Annotated in this window: 15 protein-coding genes, 1 tRNA gene and 1 pseudogene; 7 read left to right on the top strand and 10 right to left on the bottom strand. The window is 63.2% G+C overall.

Annotated elements, in window-relative coordinates:
• Window positions 1–2 precede the first annotated feature (2 nt).
• Together AC1D1B_RS09715 and AC1D1B_RS09710 are read right to left on the bottom strand one after the other, a co-directional pair.
• On the bottom strand, window positions 3–1,772 hold the full coding sequence (locus AC1D1B_RS09715) for a pilus assembly protein TadG-related protein (RefSeq protein ID WP_477331522.1): 1,770 nt from the start codon (window positions 1,770–1,772) through the stop codon (window positions 3–5).
• Entirely contained in the window at window positions 1,772–2,218 is a 447-nt protein-coding gene (locus tag AC1D1B_RS09710; RefSeq protein WP_477331520.1) for a TadE/TadG family type IV pilus assembly protein, read from the bottom strand. The genes AC1D1B_RS09715 and AC1D1B_RS09710 overlap by 1 nt, the downstream gene beginning before the upstream one ends.
• 262 nt (window positions 2,219–2,480) lie before the next feature.
• On the opposite strand from AC1D1B_RS09710, the pseudogene AC1D1B_RS09705 reads away from it, so the two are divergent.
• The 4 genes and pseudogenes from AC1D1B_RS09705 to AC1D1B_RS09690 form a co-directional block, all read left to right on the top strand.
• Window positions 2,481–3,848: pseudogene (locus AC1D1B_RS09705) on the top strand (peptide ABC transporter substrate-binding protein); the annotation flags it as partial.
• A 424-nt stretch (window positions 3,849–4,272) separates the two neighbouring features.
• Complete coding sequence (locus tag AC1D1B_RS09700) at window positions 4,273–5,196, top strand: ABC transporter permease subunit (RefSeq protein ID WP_477331518.1); 924 nt, start codon at window positions 4,273–4,275, stop codon at window positions 5,194–5,196.
• 9 nt (window positions 5,197–5,205) lie between these two features.
• Window positions 5,206–6,333 (top strand): ABC transporter permease, encoded by a 1,128-nt coding sequence (locus AC1D1B_RS09695; protein ID WP_477331516.1) that lies wholly within the window; start codon window positions 5,206–5,208, stop codon window positions 6,331–6,333.
• A gap of 17 nt (window positions 6,334–6,350) precedes the next feature.
• Window positions 6,351–7,970 carry an ABC transporter ATP-binding protein gene (locus AC1D1B_RS09690; protein WP_477331514.1) on the top strand — a complete coding sequence of 540 codons (1,620 nt, stop codon included), beginning with the start codon at window positions 6,351–6,353 and terminating at the stop codon, window positions 7,968–7,970.
• A gap of 42 nt (window positions 7,971–8,012) precedes the next feature.
• Here AC1D1B_RS09690 and AC1D1B_RS09685 read toward each other — a convergent pair whose 3' ends face one another.
• Window positions 8,013–8,360 carry a hypothetical protein gene (locus tag AC1D1B_RS09685; RefSeq protein WP_477331512.1) on the bottom strand — a complete coding sequence of 116 codons (348 nt, stop codon included), beginning with the start codon at window positions 8,358–8,360 and terminating at the stop codon, window positions 8,013–8,015.
• A 175-nt stretch (window positions 8,361–8,535) separates the two neighbouring features.
• A tRNA-Pro gene (locus tag AC1D1B_RS09680) sits at window positions 8,536–8,612 on the bottom strand.
• A gap of 200 nt (window positions 8,613–8,812) precedes the next feature.
• Between AC1D1B_RS09680 and AC1D1B_RS09675 the strand changes: the two genes are divergently transcribed.
• The gene (locus AC1D1B_RS09675) at window positions 8,813–10,333 is read left to right on the top strand and encodes a phosphomannomutase/phosphoglucomutase (protein ID WP_477331510.1); all 1,521 of its coding nucleotides are present in this window, start codon (window positions 8,813–8,815) and stop codon (window positions 10,331–10,333) included.
• Window positions 10,334–10,335: 2 nt separating this feature from the next.
• On the opposite strand, the gene AC1D1B_RS09670 is transcribed toward AC1D1B_RS09675, so the two are convergent.
• Entirely contained in the window at window positions 10,336–11,229 is an 894-nt protein-coding gene (locus tag AC1D1B_RS09670; RefSeq protein WP_477331508.1) for an NmrA/HSCARG family protein, read from the bottom strand.
• 99 nt (window positions 11,230–11,328) lie between these two features.
• Here AC1D1B_RS09670 and AC1D1B_RS09665 point away from each other — a divergent pair, with 99 nt between their 5' ends.
• Window positions 11,329–12,228 carry a LysR family transcriptional regulator gene (locus AC1D1B_RS09665; protein WP_477331506.1) on the top strand — a complete coding sequence of 300 codons (900 nt, stop codon included), beginning with the start codon at window positions 11,329–11,331 and terminating at the stop codon, window positions 12,226–12,228.
• 50 nt (window positions 12,229–12,278) lie between these two features.
• The gene (locus AC1D1B_RS09660; protein ID WP_477331504.1) at window positions 12,279–14,513 is read left to right on the top strand and encodes a mannose-1-phosphate guanylyltransferase/mannose-6-phosphate isomerase; all 2,235 of its coding nucleotides are present in this window, start codon (window positions 12,279–12,281) and stop codon (window positions 14,511–14,513) included.
• Window positions 14,514–14,695: 182 nt separating this feature from the next.
• Here AC1D1B_RS09660 and betB read toward each other — a convergent pair whose 3' ends face one another.
• From betB to betI, 5 genes are all read right to left on the bottom strand, one after another.
• Complete coding sequence (gene betB / locus AC1D1B_RS09655) at window positions 14,696–16,159, bottom strand: betaine-aldehyde dehydrogenase (protein WP_477331502.1); 1,464 nt, start codon at window positions 16,157–16,159, stop codon at window positions 14,696–14,698.
• A 104-nt stretch (window positions 16,160–16,263) separates the two neighbouring features.
• Window positions 16,264–17,916, bottom strand: coding sequence for a choline dehydrogenase (betA, locus tag AC1D1B_RS09650; protein WP_477331500.1), 1,653 nt, complete (start codon window positions 17,914–17,916; stop codon window positions 16,264–16,266).
• Window positions 17,909–18,907 (bottom strand): threonine/serine dehydratase, encoded by a 999-nt coding sequence (locus AC1D1B_RS09645; protein ID WP_477331498.1) that lies wholly within the window; start codon window positions 18,905–18,907, stop codon window positions 17,909–17,911. The genes betA and AC1D1B_RS09645 overlap by 8 nt, the downstream gene beginning before the upstream one ends.
• Window positions 18,904–20,433 (bottom strand): choline-sulfatase, encoded by a 1,530-nt coding sequence (gene betC, locus AC1D1B_RS09640; protein WP_477331496.1) that lies wholly within the window; start codon window positions 20,431–20,433, stop codon window positions 18,904–18,906. Before betC ends, AC1D1B_RS09645 begins: the two co-directional genes overlap by 4 nt.
• Window positions 20,430–21,014, bottom strand: coding sequence for a choline-binding transcriptional repressor BetI (betI, locus tag AC1D1B_RS09635; RefSeq protein ID WP_477331494.1), 585 nt, complete (start codon window positions 21,012–21,014; stop codon window positions 20,430–20,432). Before betI ends, betC begins: the two co-directional genes overlap by 4 nt.
• Between the last annotated feature and the right edge of the window lie 117 nt (window positions 21,015–21,131).

The following is a 21,131-nucleotide window of genomic DNA, read 5'->3' as shown; positions in this document are numbered from 1 at the left end:
GATTATTGCACCAGAACGGAGCGGCCGCAGGTCGCGCCGGTGACCCGGACATCGGCCTGGCCGACGCTCACACCGAGCGCCGCAAGCACATTGTAGACCAGCGTGTCGACGGGCGCCGTCACGCTGTTTAGCAGCGCCACCACAGCCGGCTTCACCGTTCCAAGCAGGGCGCTGAGGTTGATCGGCAGGCCCAGCACGTTGGCCGTCAGCGACAGATTGCTGACCAGCGAGGTGGTCAGCGACTGCGTCAGGTTCTGCGTTGAGACGGTCTTGATCGTCTTGGCGGTGATGTCGCTATAGTTGAAGACGAGGTCCGTCGAGTTCATGTTGGTCATCGCAAACGCCGCAGAGCCCTTCACCGACAAGAGCGGGACGAGCAGCAGCTTCACCGCAGCGATTTCGGTGTTGTAGAAGGATTGCGGTTTGGTGAAATCGGCGAAGGCGCCGGGATTACCGTCGGCACTGCTGGCCGCGAGATGCGCCTCGACGACACCGGGGCGCGTGGCGATGGTGACCTTGATGCTCTCGGGACGGCCCGTCGGACAGCTTATGTCCGTCAGCTTGGCCTCCGCATAGGCGATTTCGATATGCAGCGGCAAGGTAACGGAGAGCAGGGTGGTGCCGCCGCCGATATTGCTGTTGCCGACGGTGACCGACGCCAGCAGCTTGATGCGTGTCTGCGCGGTGCGCACCACGGTACCGGCCTCGCCGACAGCCAGCCATGGCGAGGACTGCATCGGCTCGCCAATGGCAACGTTGAGCGTCGTGGCGGTGAGGCCAGGCACGGTGAGGCCAAGGTCGAGCTGGGCCTGGTGGGTGCCGTTGGCAAGCGAGGCTGCGGCCGTCAGCATTCCCATGGCGCTGGTATCGACACCCAGGCCCGACGGCTTTTGCCCGAGGCCCAGACGGCCGACCGAGCCGAGGTCGACAAGGTGGCTGAGTGGAATCTGGACCGTGCTGGTGGCCTTCGAGGCCACCGACTGCAAGGCCAGCTTGGCCGTGTTGCCAAGCCCCGGGACATTGGCCATGGCGGTTGCGATCTGGCCGATGCTCGCCTTTGAAGCCAGCACATCCGAATACGACACACCGGTCATCTTCAACTGAACCGCGAGCGCGTCGACAAAGGAAAGCACGTTGATGTCGGCCGCGATCAGGGAATTATAGTCCATTACGCTGAGTGAGATGTTGCCGCCCACCAGCCCGTTGAGGAGTGCGTTAAGCAGGCCGCCATTGACGCTAAGCAGCCTTGAGCCGACCGAAAATGTCGCCTGCGCCTGGGCGTTTGCGGTTGCCATCGTGCCGATGACCGGCGGCGCCATGAGCGAGGTGCCGAAATAGAGCGTGCCCTGCTTCTTCAGGAAGACTTGCACGGAATTGTAAGGCAGCTTGCCTGCCTCGAACCGGCTGCCGGCGGCGATCGAACTCAAACCGGTGTAGCGCCCTGGCACAATCTGGACCACCGCCTTGGTGGCTGTCGGCGCGACGGTTGTCCCGTCTTTCTGCACGGCAACCGAGCTGATGCCATTGTCCTTCAGCGTCGTCAGCACCGCCGTTTCGACGTTGGCGAGGTTGGCTGCGGCAGTGATCGCCGCCAGGTCGACGATCGACTGCGCTGCGCGGCGCTCGTTGAACAGTGCACCCTGGTCGACGGCGAACGCCGTCAGCACCAGCGCGACGGGCGCGCAGAGCGCCGTCATGACAGCGAAATTGGCCCGCTTCTCGCGCAGCAGCCGCCGGCATATCTGCCACATTCCAGCAACGGCACTACGCATCAGATGCCCCCGACCCGGATCGTCGATTGACGTTGAATGGTCATGCCCGGCATCGACAGATTGGGAAACAGATTCCAGATCGGCAAATTCCGTGCGTCGTAGCTGACCGAGACCACGAACTGGCTGCCATCTGCGACGCTGTCCTTGGCATCGACCGTCAATTTCGTGGCATCGACGAAGGGATAACCGTTGACATCGTTGTTGATGAAGTTGGTCACCAGCGTCTTGCGTTCAGTGGCGTTCAGCCCCGCAATCGCCGTTCGCGCCGCATCCGCCGCGATTTGTTGGACCGAGTGGCTGGCACCGAAATAGATGCCATATGCAACCATTCCGAGCAGAAGCAGGATGAACAACGGCGCCAGCATGGCAAATTCGATCGCCGAGGTCCCCGAGGCGTTCGCCCGGAAACGACACCACAAAGCGGGGAGTTTTGGGTTCTGCAGCATACTGCCGAGCATGCCAAACTTCGCTTGCAAAAACAGAAAACCGATAAGGCAACCGCAAGGTGCAGCCAGTTGAAATGCATTTGAATTTTAGCTGGTTCTATTTTAGCGGAAGACTGCTCACTCAACGTCAAGCAGCGGGCGGTTGAAATAATATTTCCGTCTGTCTAGTCTCCTGCCACCAGCCGCCGGAAAGGGAACCGGCGGCGCGCTCGAAGGGGCCAGAAATCGGTCCCGGGGCGTCAACACTCGTAAGGCGTAGCCGATGGGCAGCGCCACAGGGAGAGACTTCATGCTGAAAAATATGCTGAAGGCGACACTGGTCGCCACGACCATGACCTTTGCCGCAGGCACGTTCCTGACGCCGGCCCTTGCCGAGACTGTCTATAACAGAGGCAGCGCCGCCGAAGTGGAGACGGTCGATCCGCACAAGACCTCGACCACCTACGAAGCCGATGTCATACGCGACCTGTTCCAGGGACTGGTCATGCACGATCAGAAGACGAACCTCATTCCGGGCGCTGCCGAAAGCTGGACCGTATCCGATGACGGCACCGTCTACACCTTCAAGCTGCGCAAGGACGGCTTGTGGTCGGATGGCAGCCCGGTGACGGCGGACGACTTCGTCTACTCCTTCCGTCGGCTGGAGGATCCGGCAACCGCCGCCGAATACGCTTCCATGCTCTATCCCGTGAAGAACGCCGAGGAAGTCAACACCAAGAAAGGCAAGCCCGAGGACATGGGCGTCAAGGCGATCGACGCCAACACCCTGGAAGTGACGCTGAAGGCGCCGACGCCATACTTCCTCGAGATGCTGACCCACCAGGCCACTTATCCGGTCAACAAGGCCTCGATCGACAAGCTCGGCGCCGACTGGATCAAGGCGGGCAATCTCGTTTCGAACGGCGCCTATACACTGGCCGAGTGGATTCCCAACGACCACATGAAGCTGGTCAAGAATCCGAAATTCTGGGACGCCGCGACCGTCAAGATGGACGTCGTCAACTATATCCCGACCGAAGACCGCTCATCGGCGATGAAGCGCTTCGAGGCCGGCGAACTCGACAGCTACGGCGACCTGCCGACCGAACAGCTCGCTGACCTCAAGACCAAGTTCGGCGATCAGGTCCGCGTCGGACCATATCTCGGCACCTATTACTATGCGATCAAGACCGACAAGGCGCCGTGGGATAATGTCGAGCTGCGCAACGCCATCTCGATGGCGATCGACCGCGACTTCCTCGCCGAGAAAGTCTGGCAGAACTCGATGCTGCCTGGCTATTCGATGGTGCCTCCGGGCATCGCGGGCTACACGCCGGCATTGGCCAAATATGCCGACATGCCGCAGATCGACCGCGAGGACGCCGCCAAGAAGATCCTCGAGAAACTCGGCTATACGCCCGAGCATCCGCTGAAGATGGAGATTCGCTACAACACTTCGGAGAACCACAAGAACACCGCGGTTGCCATCCAGGAACAGCTGAAGCCGCTCGGCGTCGAGATCACGCTGCTCAACACCGACACCAAGACCCACTATTCCTTCCTCGAGCAGAAGGGCAACTACGACGTGGCGCGTGCCGCCTGGATCGCCGACTACAAGGATCCCGAGACCTTCCTCGGCATCACACGCAAGGCCAGCGGCAACAACTATTCGGACTACGTCAGCCCGGCATATGAAGCGGCCATGGACAAGGCCGCGGCTGCGGGCGGCAAGCCGGAAGAGCGCATGAAGGACCTCACCGAGGCCGAGCGTATTCTTGTCGATGACGTCGGCAACATTCCGCTTCTCTACTACAGCTTCCACGATATCGTTTCCTCGAAGCTGCATGGCTTCGATGACAATGTGATGGACGTCCATCCGTCCCGCTTCGTCTCCAAGGACTGAATCATCCTTGACTGGACCGCCGCGCCCCATCGGGCGCGGCGGGCTGGTCGGTCATCGCATCGGTCCGAAAATCGTGCTCGATTTTCGGCAAGCCCGGTGCGAAGATTTGGCGCCGGAGCATGGCAATGCGTCCGTATGGACGTGATGTCGCTCTGGCCGAAACGGGGCGCCGATGCTGCGATATATCTTCCGGCGGCTTTTGACCGCCATTCCGACGCTATTCGTCATCGTGACCATGGCGTTCTTCCTGATACGCGTCGCACCGGGCGGCCCATTCAATCAGGAGCGGGGCTTGAGCCCCGAGATCAGGGCCAATCTCGAAGCTCAGTTCGGCCTCAACGATCCGCTCTGGCTGCAATATGCCCACTATCTCGGCAATCTTTTGCGCGGCAATTTCGGACCGAGCTACAATTTGCCTGACTTCACCGTCACCGAACTGTTCGCCAAGGGCTTGCCGATTTCCGTCCAGCTTGGCACCTCCGCGCTGATCCTGGCGCTGCTGCTTGGTTCGGTGCTCGGCACCATTGCCGCGCTCAACCAGAACAAGCTTGGCGACTATACGGTGATTGCGCTGGCGACCGCCGGCAGCACCATCCCCACCTTCGTCATCGCCCCGGTGATCCAGTTGCTGTTCGGGCTGACGTGGAAGCTGTTGCCGATCGGCGGCTGGGGTGACGGCGCACTGATAAACAAGATCGGCCCGATCTTGACACTCGCTTTGCCGCAGATCGCCATCGTCGCCCGCCTGATGCGCGGTTCGATGATCGAGAGCTTGCGTTCGCATCATATCCGAACGGCGCGTGCGCTCGGCCTGTCGGACTGGTCGGTGGTGGTCAAGCACGCGCTGCGCGGCGCCATCCTGCCGATCGTCTCCTTCACCGGTCCGGCGGCCGCGGCACTGCTCACCGGTTCGGTCATCGTCGAGACCATCTTCTCCATTCCCGGCGTCGGCCGTTATTTCGTCGATGCCGCGCTCAACCGCGACTACACGCTGGTGATGGGAACCGTGGTGGTGATCGCGCTCTTTACCATCGTCTTCAACCTGATCGTCGACGTCATGTACGCGGTCGTCGACCCAAGGGTGCGCTATGACTGAGGGCGCGCTATGACTGATATCACAGCCGCCGCCGCTCAGCCGGCCGTCGTCGGTCGCTCGCTCTGGGCCGATGCATGGGCGCGCCTCAAAGCCAACCGCGCCGCCATGTTCAGCCTCTATTACCTGGCCTTCATCGGCGTCATCAGCATATTCGGGCCCTGGTTCGTGCCGCATCAATACACCACCATCTACGCCGACTATGTGCGCACGCCGCCAAGCTTCTCAGCCTATCCAAAGGCCGACATGATCGAGACGGCGCTCACCGATGCGATCAAGCGCATGCGCGTCGACATCAAGGAGTGGAAACAGGACGGCGATCGCATCACCGTCACCGTCACCTCGACCAAGCCGATCGACGACCGCAACATCCGCTATCTCGACCGCTCCGATGCCTTCGACGATACCAAGATCGAGAGCAAATCGGCCGACGGGCTCGAAGTGACGATGACCACCTCGGTCAAGCAGCAATATTTCCTGTTCGGCACCGACAATACCGGCCGCGACCTGTTGTCCCGCACGCTGATGGCAGGGCGCATTTCGCTGGCCATCGGCCTGCTTGCCGGCGTTGTCGCCGTGGTCATCGGCGTGCTCTACGGGGCGGCAGCCGGCTTTTCCGGCGGCAAGATCGACGAGGTGATGATGCGTATCGTCGACGTACTCTATTCCTTGCCCTTCATCTTCTTCGTCATCATGCTGGTGGTGTTCTTCGGCCGCAACTTCGTGCTGATGTTTTTAGCGGTCGGGGCGGTGCTGTGGCTCGACATGGCGCGCATTGTGCGCGGCCAGGCGCTGTCGATCCGGCGGCAGGAATATGTCCAGGCGGCCGAAGCCATGGGCGTCGGCCAGCGCGGCATTCTGCTGCGCCATGTCATCCCCAATCTGCTCGGACCAGTGGTGATCTACATGACGCTGCTGGTGCCGCAGGTCATCATCCTGGAAAGCTTCCTGTCCTTCCTCGGCCTTGGCGTGCAGGAGCCGATGACCAGTTGGGGCGTGCTGATCTCGGTCGGCGCCAAGAACATCGGCACCGCCAACTGGCTGCTCCTGTTTCCGGCCTTCTTCCTCGTCTCGACGCTCTTTGCGCTGAACTTCGTCGGCGACGGCCTGCGCGATGCGCTCGACCCAAGAGACCGATAAAAATGGGGACCGTTGAGATGGACACTCCCGAAACGATCCTCAGCGTCAAGGACCTGCGCGTACGCTTCCGCACGCTCGACGGCGCCGTCGAAGCGGTCAAGGGCATCAACATCCACGTCAATGCCGGCGAGACCGTCGCCGTGGTCGGCGAATCCGGCTCCGGCAAGAGCCAGACGATGATGGCGGCGATGAGTCTGCTGGCGTCCAACGGCGAGGCGACAGGCCATGTTGATTATCGCGGCCGCAACCTTTTGACCATGAGCAAGACCGACCTCAACAAGGTGCGCGGCGCCAAGATCAGCATGATCTTCCAGGAGCCGATGACCTCGCTCGATCCGCTTTATTCGATCGGAAACCAGCTGATGGAGCCGATCCGCAAGCATCGCGGGCTGAACGCGGCCGAGGCGCGTGAAGAGGCGCTCAAGCTGCTCAGGCTGGTGCATATCCCCGATCCCGAGCGGCGGATGAAATCATATCCGCACGAAATGTCCGGCGGTCAGCGCCAGCGCGTCATGATCGCCATGGCGCTGGCCAACGACCCCGACATCCTGATCGCCGACGAGCCGACGACGGCACTCGATGTCACCATCCAGGCGCAGATCCTGGTGCTGCTCGCCGAACTGCAGCGCAAGCTCGGCATGGCCATCGTCTTCATCACCCACGATCTCGGCATCGTCAGGCGCTTTGCCGACCGCGTCTATGTCATGCGCTATGGTGAGGTGGTCGAGGAAGGCGAGGCCGAAGCGCTGTTCGCCAACCCGCAGCATGCCTATACGAAAATGCTTCTGGCCGCCGAACCGACCGGCACCAAGGCGCCGCCGCCGGCCAACGCGCCGGTGCTGCTCGAAGGCAGGAACGTCGAGGTGACGTTCAAGATCGGCGGCGGCTTCCTCGCCGGCGAGCCGCTGCTTCTGCGTGCCGTCGACCACATTTCGATCCGGCTGAAACGCAACCAGACGATCGGCATCGTCGGCGAATCCGGCTCGGGAAAATCGACGCTCGGCCGCGCGCTGCTGAGGTTGTTGCCGAGCGACGGCGTCATCCGCTTCGGCGATCGTGATATTTCAACCGCCGACCGCCAGGCGATGCGGCCGCTCAGACGCGAATTGCAGCTGGTCTTCCAGGACCCGTTCGGCTCGCTGTCGCCGCGCATGACCGTCGGCCAGGTCATCACCGAAGGGCTTCTGGTTCATGAGCCCTCTTTGTCCGGCAAGCAGCGCGACCAGCGCGCCGTGGAGGCACTGCTCGAGGTCGGCCTCGACCCCAATGCGCGCAACCGCTATCCGCACGAATTCTCCGGCGGCCAGCGCCAACGCATCGCCATTGCCCGCGCCATGATCCTGAAGCCGAAAGTGGTGGTGCTGGACGAACCGACCTCCGCACTCGACCGCTCGGTGCAGAAGCAGATCGTCGAACTGCTGCGCAAGCTGCAGGCCGACCACGAGCTGTCCTACCTCTTCATCAGCCACGATCTCGCGGTCGTGCGGGCGATGGCCGACTACATCATCGTCATGAAACAGGGCAAGATCGTCGAGGAAGGCCCGACCGAAGAGATCTTCAGCAACCCTCAGGCCGCCTACACGCAGACGCTGATGAACGCGGCGATCGATGTGACACGGTTCAGGTTGAGTGCTTGAGGCGTGACGTGAAGCAGATCGTCAGGGCAAGGGCCAGTTCGCTTAGCCCGCTGACCTGAGGCATCTGTTGGCTCTTGTCGCGACAATCGCGTCTTGTTGTTGCTTCAGCCCTTCGATCCTGGCTGTCTCACGATTGGCGACAGCGTTCTTCACGCGTGCGCCACCGAGCAGCCACTTCGGCACGCTGGTGTTGGCGACCTTGCCGCGGGTGATGGCGGTCTGCGAGATGTCGCGTGCGATATCGCCAACGGCATTGTTGAGCTCGGTGCAGGACATGCTGTCATATTTCGCCGGGTTGACCGCACTGCCCAGCGATGAGCAGCCGCCGACAATCGACAGAGCGAGCATCACCGCTGACAGCCGGCCTGCGTCCGAAATCAACAAGGTCATATTCCGCAAACCTCACTCCGTACCGATGTTTCGGCGGTTGTCCTATTATCGAGGTAGCGCAGATGGTTGTCTCGTCAAAACACCATGCCGACACCGGACGCCGATGCGGCCGGTTCGCCTCTAAGGTAGCTTGTGGGATGTCGGGAGAAACAAACATCTAAGTGTCTGTTTTTTCTGGTCGGAGTGGCAGGATTTGAACCTGCGACCCCCTCGTCCCGAACGAGGTGCGCTACCAGGCTGCGCTACACTCCGTGACCAGACCGCGGGCTTATAGCTGCCGCATCTCGTTCCTGCAAGCGGCAATGGCAGCGCTTCTGTCGCATTTCGTTCGCTTTCGTCGGGCATCGCCGCAAAGCCAGGATTTCCTCCCCGGGATAAACCCGGCTTAAAGCCTTGTGTGCTAGGTCGCAGCCTCGATAAATCGTGTTTTCGCCATCTGGAGCTCTGCTGCCTTGCCCCTGAAAATCGTTGGCGACGCCCGACCCAACAGCTTCGAATTCGAAACCGAGGCGCTGATCAAGGCGTCCGGATTTCGTGAATATGATGCGCGCTGGTGGTTCGGGCATGCCGGCTCCGCGCAGCCGCCGGAGCTCAACCTGATCGGTGTCCAGGCGCTAGGCATCGGCCTTGGTACTTTGATCCGTCGCCTTGGCGCCGGGCCTGACATTGTCACCGGGCATGATTTCCGCGCCTATTCGCTTGGCATCAAGCTGGCGCTGGTCTCCGGCCTGATGGCTGCGGGCGCCAGGGTAAAAGACATCGGCCTCGCGTTGTCGCCGATGGCCTATTTCGCCCAGTTCGCCCTTGACACACCGTCCGTCGCCATGGTCACGGCGTCGCACAATGAGAATGGCTGGACCGGGGTCAAGATGGGCGCGGCGCGGCCGCTGACTTTCGGGCCGGAGGAAATGAGCGCCCTGAAACAGATCGTGCTGGCCGGCGACTTCGATCTTGCCGGCGGCGGCTCCTACGAATTCGTCTCCGGTTTTCGCGAGACCTATCTCGATGACCTTGTCGGCGACAAGCGCATCGCGCGCAAGCTGAAGGTCGTGGCCGCCTGCGGCAACGGCACCGCCGGCGCTTTCGCGCCGCAGGCGCTGGAGCGCATCGGCTGCGAGGTGATCCCGCTCGACGTCGAGCTCGACCACACTTTTCCGCGCTATAACCCCAATCCCGAGGACATGCAGATGCTGCATGCCATCCGCGACAAGGTGCTGGAGACTGGCGCCGATGTCGGCCTTGGCTTCGACGGCGACGGCGACCGTTGCGGCGTAGTCGACAATGAAGGTAACGAGATTTTTGCCGACAAGGTCGGTGTCATGCTCGCGCGCGACATTTCCAGCCAATATCCCGGCTCGACCTTCGTCGTCGACGTCAAGTCGACCGGGCTGTTCAACACCGACAATGTGCTGCGCGCCAACGGCGCCGTCACCGATTACTGGAAGACCGGCCATTCCTACATCAAGCGCCGCGTTGCCGAGCTCGGCGCCGTCGCCGGCTTCGAGAAGTCAGGCCATTTCTTCTTCAACCCGCCGATCGGCCGCGGCTACGATGATGGTCTCGTCACCGCCATCGCCATTTGTGAGATGCTCGACCGCAACCCAAAGAGTTCGATGGCCGGCCTCTACCGCTCGCTGCCGCTGACCTATGGCACGCCGACCATGTCGCCGCATTGCGCCGACGAGGTGAAGTATGGCGTGGTCGAGCGGGTGGTGGCGGACTTCCAGGCGATGCAGCGCGATGGCGAGACCTTTGCCGGCCAGAAGATATCAGACCTCATCACCGTCAACGGCGTGCGCGTCGTCGCCGAGGACGGCACCTGGGGGCTGGTGCGGGCGTCCTCGAACAAGCCGGAGCTTGTCGTGGTGGTCGAGAGCCCGGTGTCGTCGGACCGCCGCCGCCAGATGTTCGAGGCCGTCGACGCCGTGCTGCGCGGCAGCCCCGAAGTCGGCGCCTACAACCAGACGTTCTAGAATCAGCGGTTGGCCGCTGAAGATGTCCGCCCGAGGGTGCTCCAGTCGAACTCTCGCGCCCAGTCGGCAAAACTGTGCCAGCCGACCTCCGGAAACTCCCTGTGCAGGGTGGCGATATCGACGTCGTAGCCGACGCGGTCGAACCACTCGAACATCCGCGCCGCGTCCTCGCTTTGCTGGCGAGCGACGGCGATCGGGATTTCCTGATAGCCTATCGGGCGCCCGATGACCTCCGACAGGATTTTCGCCTCCTCTTCGCCCGACAATTCGTCGCCGGCGAAATCGAAGCGCTTGCCGAACACTTGTTCGCGCCGCTCGGCCAAGGCCGCAACGAAGGCGCCGATGTCAGCCAGAGCGACCAGCTGAAGGACGCGCTTCGGCGGCACCGCGAAGGCATAAGTGCCCTGGCTGAGCGCGTTGATTGACCATGGTGCAACGACATTCTCCATGAAGGCGACCGGCGCGCTGATCGTGTAGGGGATGCCGAGCCCGACGACATGTTTCTCGACGAGATATTTGCTTTCGAAATGCGGGATGCCGGTTTTCTTGTCGGCACTGGCAACTGATGAGTAGATCAGATGCCCGACGCCGGCAGCCTTCGCCGCATCGGCGGCAAGGATCCCTTGGCGGGTTTCTTCTTCCATGCCAGCCTCATAGCTGTTGCCCATCAGGAACATTGTGTCGACGTCTCCAGCAGCCCTCATGACGGAGGCTTTATCAGCGAGATCACCGGCCACCACTTCGGCGCCCGCTGTCGCCAGCTGTCGCGCGACTTCGCTCTCTGGCTTGCGCGTCAGCGCCTTCACCCGATGTCCTTTCGACAGCAGGGCGCGCGCCACCGCGCCGCCTTGCTGGCCGGTAGCACCGGTCACCAGAATGGTTAGTTTGTTGATCATCTCGTCTGCTCCTTTTTGTTGGCTGGAGCAAAATTAGGGCCTGTCGCATTGATGCATAATTGCCTATAATTGGAAAACTTTGTCCCGTTTTTGGATACAATGCTCGATCTCAACGACATCGTCGTGTTCGCCCGCGTCGTCGAAGCCGGCAGCTTCACCGCTGCGGCGCGCCTGCTGGCCATGCCCAAGACGACCGTCAGCCGCCGCGTTGCCGCGCTTGAGCGCGAGGTTGGGGTCCGCCTGCTGCAGCGCACGACGCGTAGCCTCAACATGACGGCTGCCGGGCGTCTCTATTACGAGCAGAGCAGCCAGGCGCTGCGGACGATCGAGGAAGCCAATCTGCGCCTTGCCGAAACCAGGGCGGAGCCGTCGGGCACGATTCGCATTTCGGCCCCCGTCGGCTTCGGCGGCCATTTCCTTACCCCCGCCGTGGTCGACTTTCTCAAAATGTATCCAAAGACCAAGGTCGAGCTCCGCCTGACCGACGACAGGCTCAATCTGGTCGAGGACGGTATCGATCTCGCTTTCCGCACCGGCGTGCTCCAGGATTCGACGCTGATCGCCCGCAAGCTTGGCTCCACGCACAGGCTGCTCTGCGCCAGCCCGGACTATCTCGCGCGTCACGGAGTGCCGGAAGAGCCGGTGGATCTCGCGCGCCATCAATGCGTCGTCGCTGGCCCATCGACGTCGGGTGCCCACTGGGTGCTGGACGGGCCGCGCGGCCAGCAGACGGTCGCCGTGGCTGGCCGCTTCGCCGCCAATGAGATGCAGGCGGTCATCGCAGCCACGCTTGCGGGCTTCGGCATCGCCCAATTGCCCCACGTGCTTGCCGAGGGGTTGATCAATGAAGGGCGGTTGCGGCGCGTTCTCAAGGAGCATACGACACCGGCCGGTGGCATCAATGTCCTCTATCCGAGCAGCCGTCACCTTTCGCCTCTGGTCAAGGCCTTCATCGAGCTGGCAGCCGAGCGGATTTCCAGCCAGATAAACACGGCTTAAAGGCATGCGTGCTACCCAATCGACCAACAACTCCTGAGCGCGAGACCCGAATGACCGAGCGCATCGTCAGTTTTGTTATGAGCGGCGGCGTCGGTTCGCGGCTCTGGCCGTTGTCGCGCGAGGACAATCCGAAGCAGTTCCACGACCTGTCCGGCGACGGCTCGATGCTGGCCAAGACCTTGCGCCGGCTGACGGCGCGGCCGGAGGGCGAGACACCGATCTTCCTGATCGCCGCCGAACGTCATGCCGAGCGCGTCCATGCCGACCTTGCGGGTCTCGACCTCTCAGGCGGCGGCCCGCTGTTCGAGCCGACCGGCCGTAACACCGCCGCCGCGGTCGCGCTGGCCGCGCTGCGTACATTGTCGGAGTTCGGCGACAGCCTGGTGCTGGTGGTGCCGTCCGACCACGAGATCGCCACGCCGAAGCAATTCTGGCAGAGCGTCGAGGCTGGCAGCGAGGCAGCGCTTGCCGGCCGGCTGGTGGTGTTCGGCATCAAGCCGACGCAGCCGGAGACCGGCTATGGCTACATCGAAGTCGCGGCCGAAAGCAGCGGCGTCTTCGACGTCTCCCGCTTCGTCGAAAAGCCTGACCTCGCCACCGCGCAGAGCTATCTCAAGGCCGGCACCTTCTACTGGAACACCGGCATCTTCCTGTTTCGCGCCGGCGCCATGCGCGATGCCTTCGCGGTTTTCCAGCCTGATATCTGGCAGGCCACGGAAGCGGCCTACAAGGCCGCGACATCGGATCTGTCCGGCCTCTATATGCCGCTCGACCTCTACTCCGCTATCCCGTCGAATTCGATCGACTACGCGATCATGGAGCGGGCCAAGGACATCGCCATGGTGCCGGCCGGCTTCCGCTGGAACGATCTCGGCTCTTGGCAGTCGCTGCTCGATGTCGGCCCTGCCGATGCCAAGGGCAATGTCGTCGTCGGCGATGTCGTCGCCATCGATTGCGAGAACTCCTACATCAGAAGCGACGGCCGGCTTTTGTCGGCGATCGGCATGAAGGACGTCGCCATCGTCTCGACGGCGGACGCCACTTTCGTCGCCCCGGTCAGCCACAGCCAGCACGTGAAGAAGATCGTCGAGCAGTTGGAGAAATCGGGTCGGCTGGAAACCAGGTTTACGCCCGCGCATGACCGCGTCATCGAAAGCGGCGCCTGGCGCCGGCGCGTGCATCACTGGCTGTTCGAAGAGACCTTGCCGCTGTGGTCGACGGCGGGCGTCGACGAGCGCCATGGCGGTTTTCACGAGGCGCTCGGCTTCGATGCCAAGCCGCTGATGAAGCCCAAGCGCATGCGCACCACGGCGAGGCAAGTCTATGCCTTTGCGGTTGCCAAAGCGCGCGGCTGGGACGGTCCGGCGGACCGCCTGATTGCCCACGGCATCGACTTCATGGCCGGCAAGGGCCGCACCGACAGAGGCGGCTGGGTGCGCACACTCCATGTCGACGGCTCCGTCGCCGACGCCACCGAGGACGCCTACGACCACTCCTGCGTGCTGCTGGCGCTGGCGCATGCGCATATGTGCGGCAACCCCGATGCCTTGCTGCTCGGCGAGGAGACCTTCGTGTTTCTCGACGCGCATCTCGAAGACAGCCGCATGACCGGCTTTCTCGAGACGTCGGACGGCGAGGGCGAACGGCGTTCTAACCCGCATATGCATCTGCTCGAAGCCTTCCTCGCCTGGCACCAGGCGACCGGCGACCGTGCCTATCTGCGTCGGGCGGCGCGCATCATCGATCTCTTCCGCAGCCACTTCTTCGACGCCGATAGCTGGACGCTGGGCGAGTATTTCGACGCCGGCTGGAAGCCGGCGGCTGGCGAGAGAGGCACATGGACCGAGCCCGGCCATCATTTCGAATGGGCCTCGCTGCTCACCGATTTCGCCGCCCGCAGCGGCCAGAGCGAGTTGAGCAATTTTGCCCGAAAGCTCTATGCCTCGGCCATCGCCAACGGCCTCAACCGCGCCACCGGCCTTGCCTACGGCGCTGTCTCAAGACAGGGCCTGCCGCTCGACCTCGTCTCGCGCAGCTGGCCGCAGGCCGAAGCGATCAAGGCGGCGATCGCGCTGGACGGTTCAGGCGGTCCCGACCTCAAGCCCGAGATCGAGGCGCGCGTCGGCCGGCTGTTCCGCTGGCACATCGACCCCGCCCCGCTCGGCCTGTGGATCGACCGCATCGACGAACGCGGCCGCTCGCTCGCAAGCGACGTGCCGGCGAGTATCTTCTACCATCTGGTGTGTGCGCTGACGCAGTATCTGGATGGGACGGCGGAGGGGTGAGGCTGCTTATCTCCCCCCTCGAGGGGGAGATGGCCGGCAGGCCAGAGGGGGTCGGTTCGACTGGATGCGACCTTCTTGCGGCCGATGAAGGCTGGCGCTTCACGCGCGGCGACCCCCTCTGTCGCCTTCGGCGACATCTCCCCCTCAAGGGGGGAGATTACGCGCTCACCCGCTCTCGCCTCTCAATACGGGCTCGCCACATCCCCGGTCTCGACATACACCGCCTTGAGCTGCGAATAGAGCGCCAGCGCTGCCAGCGAATTCTCGCGCCCGATGCCGGACTGCTTGACGCCGCCGAACGGGATTTCCACTGGCGTCAGATTGTAGGCATTGATCCAGCAGGTGCCGGCCTGCAGCTCGGCGATGACGCGATGGGCGCGCTGCAGGTCGCGGGTAAACACACCGGCGGCGAGGCCGAATTCGGTGTCGTTGGCGCGGTCGATCACCTCGTCCTCACCATCAAATTTCAGCACGCTCATCACCGGGCCGAAGATCTCCTCACGCGCGATGCGCATGGTGTCCGTGACGCCTGTGAACACGGTCGGTTCAACGAAGAAGCCGCCGTCAAATCCTTGCAGCGACGGCACATTGCCGCCACAGGCGAGCGTTGCCCCGTCCTGCTGGCCGGCCTTGATGTAGGAAACGACCTTCTCCTGCTGCGCCTTGTTGACCAGCGGCCCCATCTGCGTCTCCGGATCGAGCGGATCGCCGATACGGATCTTTTTGGTCCGCTCGACCAGCCGGTCGACAAAACGGTCATGGATGCCGCTCTGCACGAAGACGCGCGTGCCGTTGGAGCAAATCTGGCCCGTGGAATAGAAATTGCCGAGCATGGCGCCGCCAATGGCGTTTTCGAGATCGGCATCGTCGAAGACGATCAGCGGTGACTTGCCGCCAAGCTCCATCGTCGCGTGCTTCATCTTCGAGCCGGCAAGCGACAGCACCTTGCGACCGGTCGGCACCGAGCCCGTCACAGAGACTTTGGCGACGACATCATGGCCGACCAGGCCGGCGCCGACATCGCCATAGCCTTGCACCACGTTGAACAGCCCGTCGGGCAGGCCGGCCTCTGAGTAGATCTCGGCCAGCGCCAGCGCCGACAAAGGCGTGTTTTCCGATGGCTTGAAGACCATCGCGTTGCCCATGGCGAGCGCGGGTGCGGATTTCCAGCCGGCGATCTGGATCGGGTAGTTCCAGGCGCCGATGCCGACGCACACACCCAGCGCCTCGCGGCGCGTATAGGCAAAGGGTCCGCCGAGATCGATGGCCTCGCCGTTGAAGGCGGCGACCGCGCCGCCGAAATATTCGAGGCAGTCGGCCGCCGACAGCGCATCCGCCACCAGCGTTTCCTGGATCGCCTTGCCGGTGTCGAGCGTCTCGATGCGAGCGAGGTCGGCGTTGCGGGCGCGCAAAATGTCGGCGGCGCGGCGCAGGATGCGGCCGCGCTCCACCGGCTTCATCCGCGCCCAGGCCGGTTGCGCGGCGCGTGCCGCCTCGATCGCCAGCTCCAGCACATTCGGCGTCGCCGAATGCAGCGTGGCGATGATCTCACCCGTCGCAGGATAGATCACCGGCAGCGGCGCACCGCCTTCGTCCTCGATGTAGCGGCCGTTGACATAGTGCGATGCCGTTGGCTGGGCGCGCATATGAATTCTCCAATGATCTTTCCTACAGCGCCGCGCGTCCTCTTGGACGCGCAAAGGTCGCTGTAGCACTTTAGTTTGGCGGAAGCAGTCCGCCCGACAATGCCCTATCGATCCGCGACCTGCCAGCGAGGATTGATCCAGGGTTCCTGGTTGGACGGCGCCAGCGGCGTGCGGCCGAGAATGTGGTCGGATGCCTTCTCGCCGGTCATGATAGACGGCGCGTTGAGATTGCCGTTGGTGACGCGCGGGAAGATCGAGGAGTCAGCGACACGCAGGCCGTCGACGCCGATGACCCGACACTCCGGATCGACCACACTCATGATGTCATCGGCGCGACCCATCTTGCAGGTGCCGCACGGGTGATAAGCGCTCTCGGCATGATCGCGGATGAAGGCGTCGAGATCCTCGTCCGACTGGACGTGCGAACCTGGCGAGATTTCCTTGCCGCGGAAGTTGTCAAATGCCTTCTGGCCGAAGATCTCGCGGGTCAGCCTGATGCAGTGGCGGAACTCGGTCCAGTCGTCTGGATGCGACATGTAGTTGAAGCGGATCACCGGGGTCGCTTTGGGGTCGGGCGAGCGCAGCGTCACCGAGCCGCGCGACTTCGAGCGCATCGGCCCGACATGCGCCTGGAAGCCGTGCGCCTTCGCCGCCGCCTTGCCGTCATAGCGCACCGCAGCCGGGATGAAGTGATACTGGATGTCGGGGTAGTCGACGCCGGCCTGCGAGCGCACGAAGGCCGCCGCCTCGAAATGGTTGGTGGCGCCGAGACCGGTCTTGAAGAACAGCCACTGCGCCCCGATCAGCGCCTTGGAGAATGGGTTGAGCACCGAATTCAACGTGATTGGCTGCGTGGATTCCTGCTGGATGTAGAGCTCCATATGATCCTGCAGATTGCGGCCGACACCCGGCCGGTCGGCGACGACCTGAATGCCGTTTTCGGCAAGATGCGCGGCCGGGCCGATGCCGGACAGCATCAGGATTTTGGGCGAATTGATCGACGATGCGGCGACGATCACCTCACGTCGTGCCTTAACGACTTGAATCTGTTTGTGAGCTTCGATCTCGACGCCGACGGCACGGTGATTCTCGATGATCACGCGGCGGGCGAAACCTTTGACCACACTGACATTTTGCCGCTTGAGAGCCGGCTTCAGATAGGCACTCGCTGCGGACCAGCGGCGGCCGCCGCGAATGGTCTGTTCCATTGGTCCGAAGCCTTCCTGCTTCGAACCGTTGTAGTCGTCGGTCAGCTCAAAACCCGCCTGACGGCCGGCTTCGACGAAGGCGCCGTAGAGTGGATTTTTGCGCGGGCCGCGCTGCACATGCAGCGGGCCGCCATGGCCGCGCCAGCCATCCTCTCCGCCGTCATTGTCCTCCATCCGCTTGAAGTAGGGCAGCACGTCGGCGAAGCCCCAGCCGGTCGCACCCTCTTCGGCCCAGTGGTCGAAGTCGCGGGCGTGGCCGCGCACATAGACCATGCCGTTGATCGAGGACGAGCCGCCGATCACCTTGCCGCGCGGCGTCGCCAGCACGCGGCCGCCGAGATGCGGTTCCGGCTCGCTGGCGAAGCCCCAGTCGTAGAGGCTCATGTTGAGGGGAATGGAAAGGGCCGATGGCATCTGAATCAACGGCCCAATATCGGTGCCGCCGAACTCGATGACGATGACCGAATTCTTGCCATCTTCCGACAGCCGATAGGCCATGGCCGAGCCGGCCGAGCCGGAGCCGATTATGACGAAATCTGCTTCAAGCATGGTTCATATGCGCCATGAAATCGGCGAGCGAAACGTTGCCGCCGGTAGCCACCACAAGGACAGTTTTGCCCGTTACATTCACCTTGCCGCCAAGCAGTGCCGCCAGCGACGCGGCGCCTGACGGCTCCAGCACCAGCTTCATCCGTTCGAAGGCGATCTTCATCGCCCGCCGCACAGAGGCATCGTCGACGGTGATGCCGCGCACGCCAGCGGCCTTGACCGCCGCGAAGGGCGCGTCGCCCGGCCGCCGTGACATGAGCCCGTCGCAGATCGATTTCGGCGCGATCGGCATGGTCTCGATGGCGCCATGCGCCAGCGACGAACCCATGCCGTTGAACCCGTCAGGCTCGACGCCGATGATCTCGGTTGCCGGTGACAGATAGTGGAAGGCGAGCGACACGCCGCCGATCAGCCCGCCGCCGCCGACCGAGCAGAACAGAAGGTCGGCGTGAGCACCTTTCGCATCGAGTTGCTCGAGCGCTTCGAGTCCGGCGCCGGCCTGGCCGGCAACGATCTCCGGATCGTCGAAGGGATGCAGCAGCGCGAGGCCTTCGGTCTCGGCGATCTGGCGCGCCTTGGCGGCTGCGACCTCTTCACGAGCGCGATCGCCATGATCCGTCAGCACCACGCGTGCGCCATAGCCTGCTGTCGCGTCGCGCTTGGCGGCCGGCGCATCGATCGGCATGACGATGGTGACGGGGATGCCGAGCGCCTGGCCCGCCGCCGCCAGCCCTTGCGCGAAATTGCCCGAGGAATAGGCGACGACACCTTTCCTGGCTTCATCCGGCGACAGCCGCTTCAGCCGCCAATAAGCGCCGCGCACCTTGAACGAGCCGGCCCATTGCAGCGATTCCGGCTTGATGAAGACGCGGGCCGCGCCGGTCTCCTTGGCCAAGGCTGTCGATTCCAGGAGCGGCGTGATCTGCGTCGCCTTCGACGTCACGGCATAGGCCTGCCTGAGATGGTCGAGGGAGGGGACAATGGTCATCATTCGCCTCGCGGAAAGCGTTTCTGTTCCTCGAGATTGTCGAGGTTCATATGGTTGCGCATGTAGCGTTCCGAGGCCTTCTGCAGCGGCTGGAACTCCCAGGGGTAGTGCGTGCCGTTGCGGAGCGCCGGATAGACCACCCAGCGTCGCGCCTGGCTGGCACGCACCGCGGCATCGAAGGCGGCCATGTCCCAGCGCGCTCGCACCGCTGCTGTGAAGGCCGCCACCAGATCGGCATGCGCCGGATCGGTGGCAAGGTTGGTCAGCTCGCGCGGGTCGGCTTCGAGATCGAACAGAAGCGGCGGGTCGATCTCGCAATGGATGAATTTGTAGCGGCCGTCGCGGATCGCCACCAATGGCGCGTTGGAACCCTCGGCGGCGTATTCCATCAACACTGGGGCGTCGCGTTTCGTGCCCTCGATCAACGGCAGCAATGACTGGCCGTCGGTCCACGGCGCGATTGCGGAGATGTCGATGCCGGCGAGATCGCACAGCGTCGGCGTCACGTCGAGGTTGGAGACCGGCGCCTCGATCAGGCCTGCCGGAATGCCCTTGCCGGCGATCATCAGCGGCACCCGCGCCGAGCCCTCGAAAAAGTTCATCTTGAACCACAGGCCGCGCTCGCCAAGCATGTCGCCATGGTCGGAGCAGAACAGGATGATGGTGTCGTCCAGCATGCGCGTGCGCTCCAGCACCGACATCAGCTCGCCAACCTTGTCGTCGAGATAGGAGATGTTGGCGTAGTAGCCGCGCCGCGAACGGCGGATCTGCTCCGGCGTAATGTTGAAACTGCCGTAGTCGCTGGCGCGGTAGAGCCGTTGCGAATGCGGATCCTGATCGACATAGGGGATGAACCCCACCTCCGGCTCAAGCGCCGGACAGTCGTCATAGCGATCCCAATATTGCCGCCGTGTGACATAGGGGTCGTGCGGGTGGGTGAAGGAGACTGTCAGGCACCAGGGCCGGCTGGTCGCATCATCGGAGGTGCGAGCAAGATCGTAGAGTTTCTGCACGGCATGGAAGGCGACTTCGTCGTCATACTCCATCTGGTTGGTGATCTCGGCGATCCCGGCGCCGGCCACCGAGCCCAGATTGTGATACCACCAGTCGATGCGCTCGCCGGGCTTGCGGTAATCCGGCGTCCAGCCGAAATCGGCCGGGTAGATGTCGGTCGTCAGCCGCTCTTCGAAACCGTGCAACTGGTCCGGCCCGACGAAATGCATCTTGCCCGACAGGCAGGTGTAGTAGCCGGCGGCGCGCAGATGATGCGCATAGGTCGGGATCGAGGAAGCGAACTCGGCGGCGTTGTCATAGACCGCGGTGCGCGACGGCAATTGCCCGCTCATGAAGGCGGCGCGGCCGGGCGCGCAGAGCGGCGAGGCCGTGTAATTGTTGCCAAAGCGCGCGGCACGCGCGGCCAGCGCCTTGAGGTGCGGCGCATGCAGGAAGTCCGCCGGCCCGTCCGCAAACAGCGTGCCGTTGAGCTGATCGACCATGACGATCAGGATGTTGGGTCGCTTGCCAGTCACTGTCGCCCGCCGAGTTTGATTTCCAGATAGTCCTCGACCAGCGCGATCGCGGTCGCCGCATCCGGCACGCCGTCCTTCAGCGCGCGCCTGATATAGAGCCCGTCGATCAGCGCCGCGGTTGCTTCCGCCGCGCGGTCGGCTTCGTGCCTGGCCAGGATGCCGGTCAGCCCGCTCATCAGGTTGGTATGCAGCCGCCGCGCATAGACCCTGAGCAGCCGGCGCAAGGCCGATGATTTCTGCGCCTCGACATAGAAGGCGAGCCAGGCGGCGATGGTTTCCGGCTGGAACTGGATGTCGGAGAAGTTGACGGCCACCACGGCCGAGACACGTTCGCGCGGCGAGCCGGCGGATTGCAGAGCGCGCCGCATGTCGATGGTCAGTTCTGCCAGTATGTGCCGCATCGTCGCCAGCAGCAGTTCATCCTTGGCGCCGAAATAGTGGTGCGCCAGTGCCGAGGATACGCCGGCGCGGCCGGCAATCTCCGACATGGTCACGTCGAGCGAGCCGCGCTCGCCGATCGCCGAGATCGTCGCGTCAATGAGCGCCCTGCGGCGCAATGGTTCCATTCCGACTTTCGGCATTGTTGTTCCCGGCTCTTGGCCTCCATGATTATTTTTTATTGACGCGTCAATCAACAAAAAATCGACTCGATTGCAGCCTGCACCAAGCGATTGTCGGTGTGCGGCCCTTTTCGACGC

The organism is Mesorhizobium sp. P2_C5_2 (assembly GCF_056404535.1).
The sequence above is the reverse complement of the archived record's forward strand: the minus strand, read 5'-3'. Positions and strand labels throughout refer to the sequence as shown.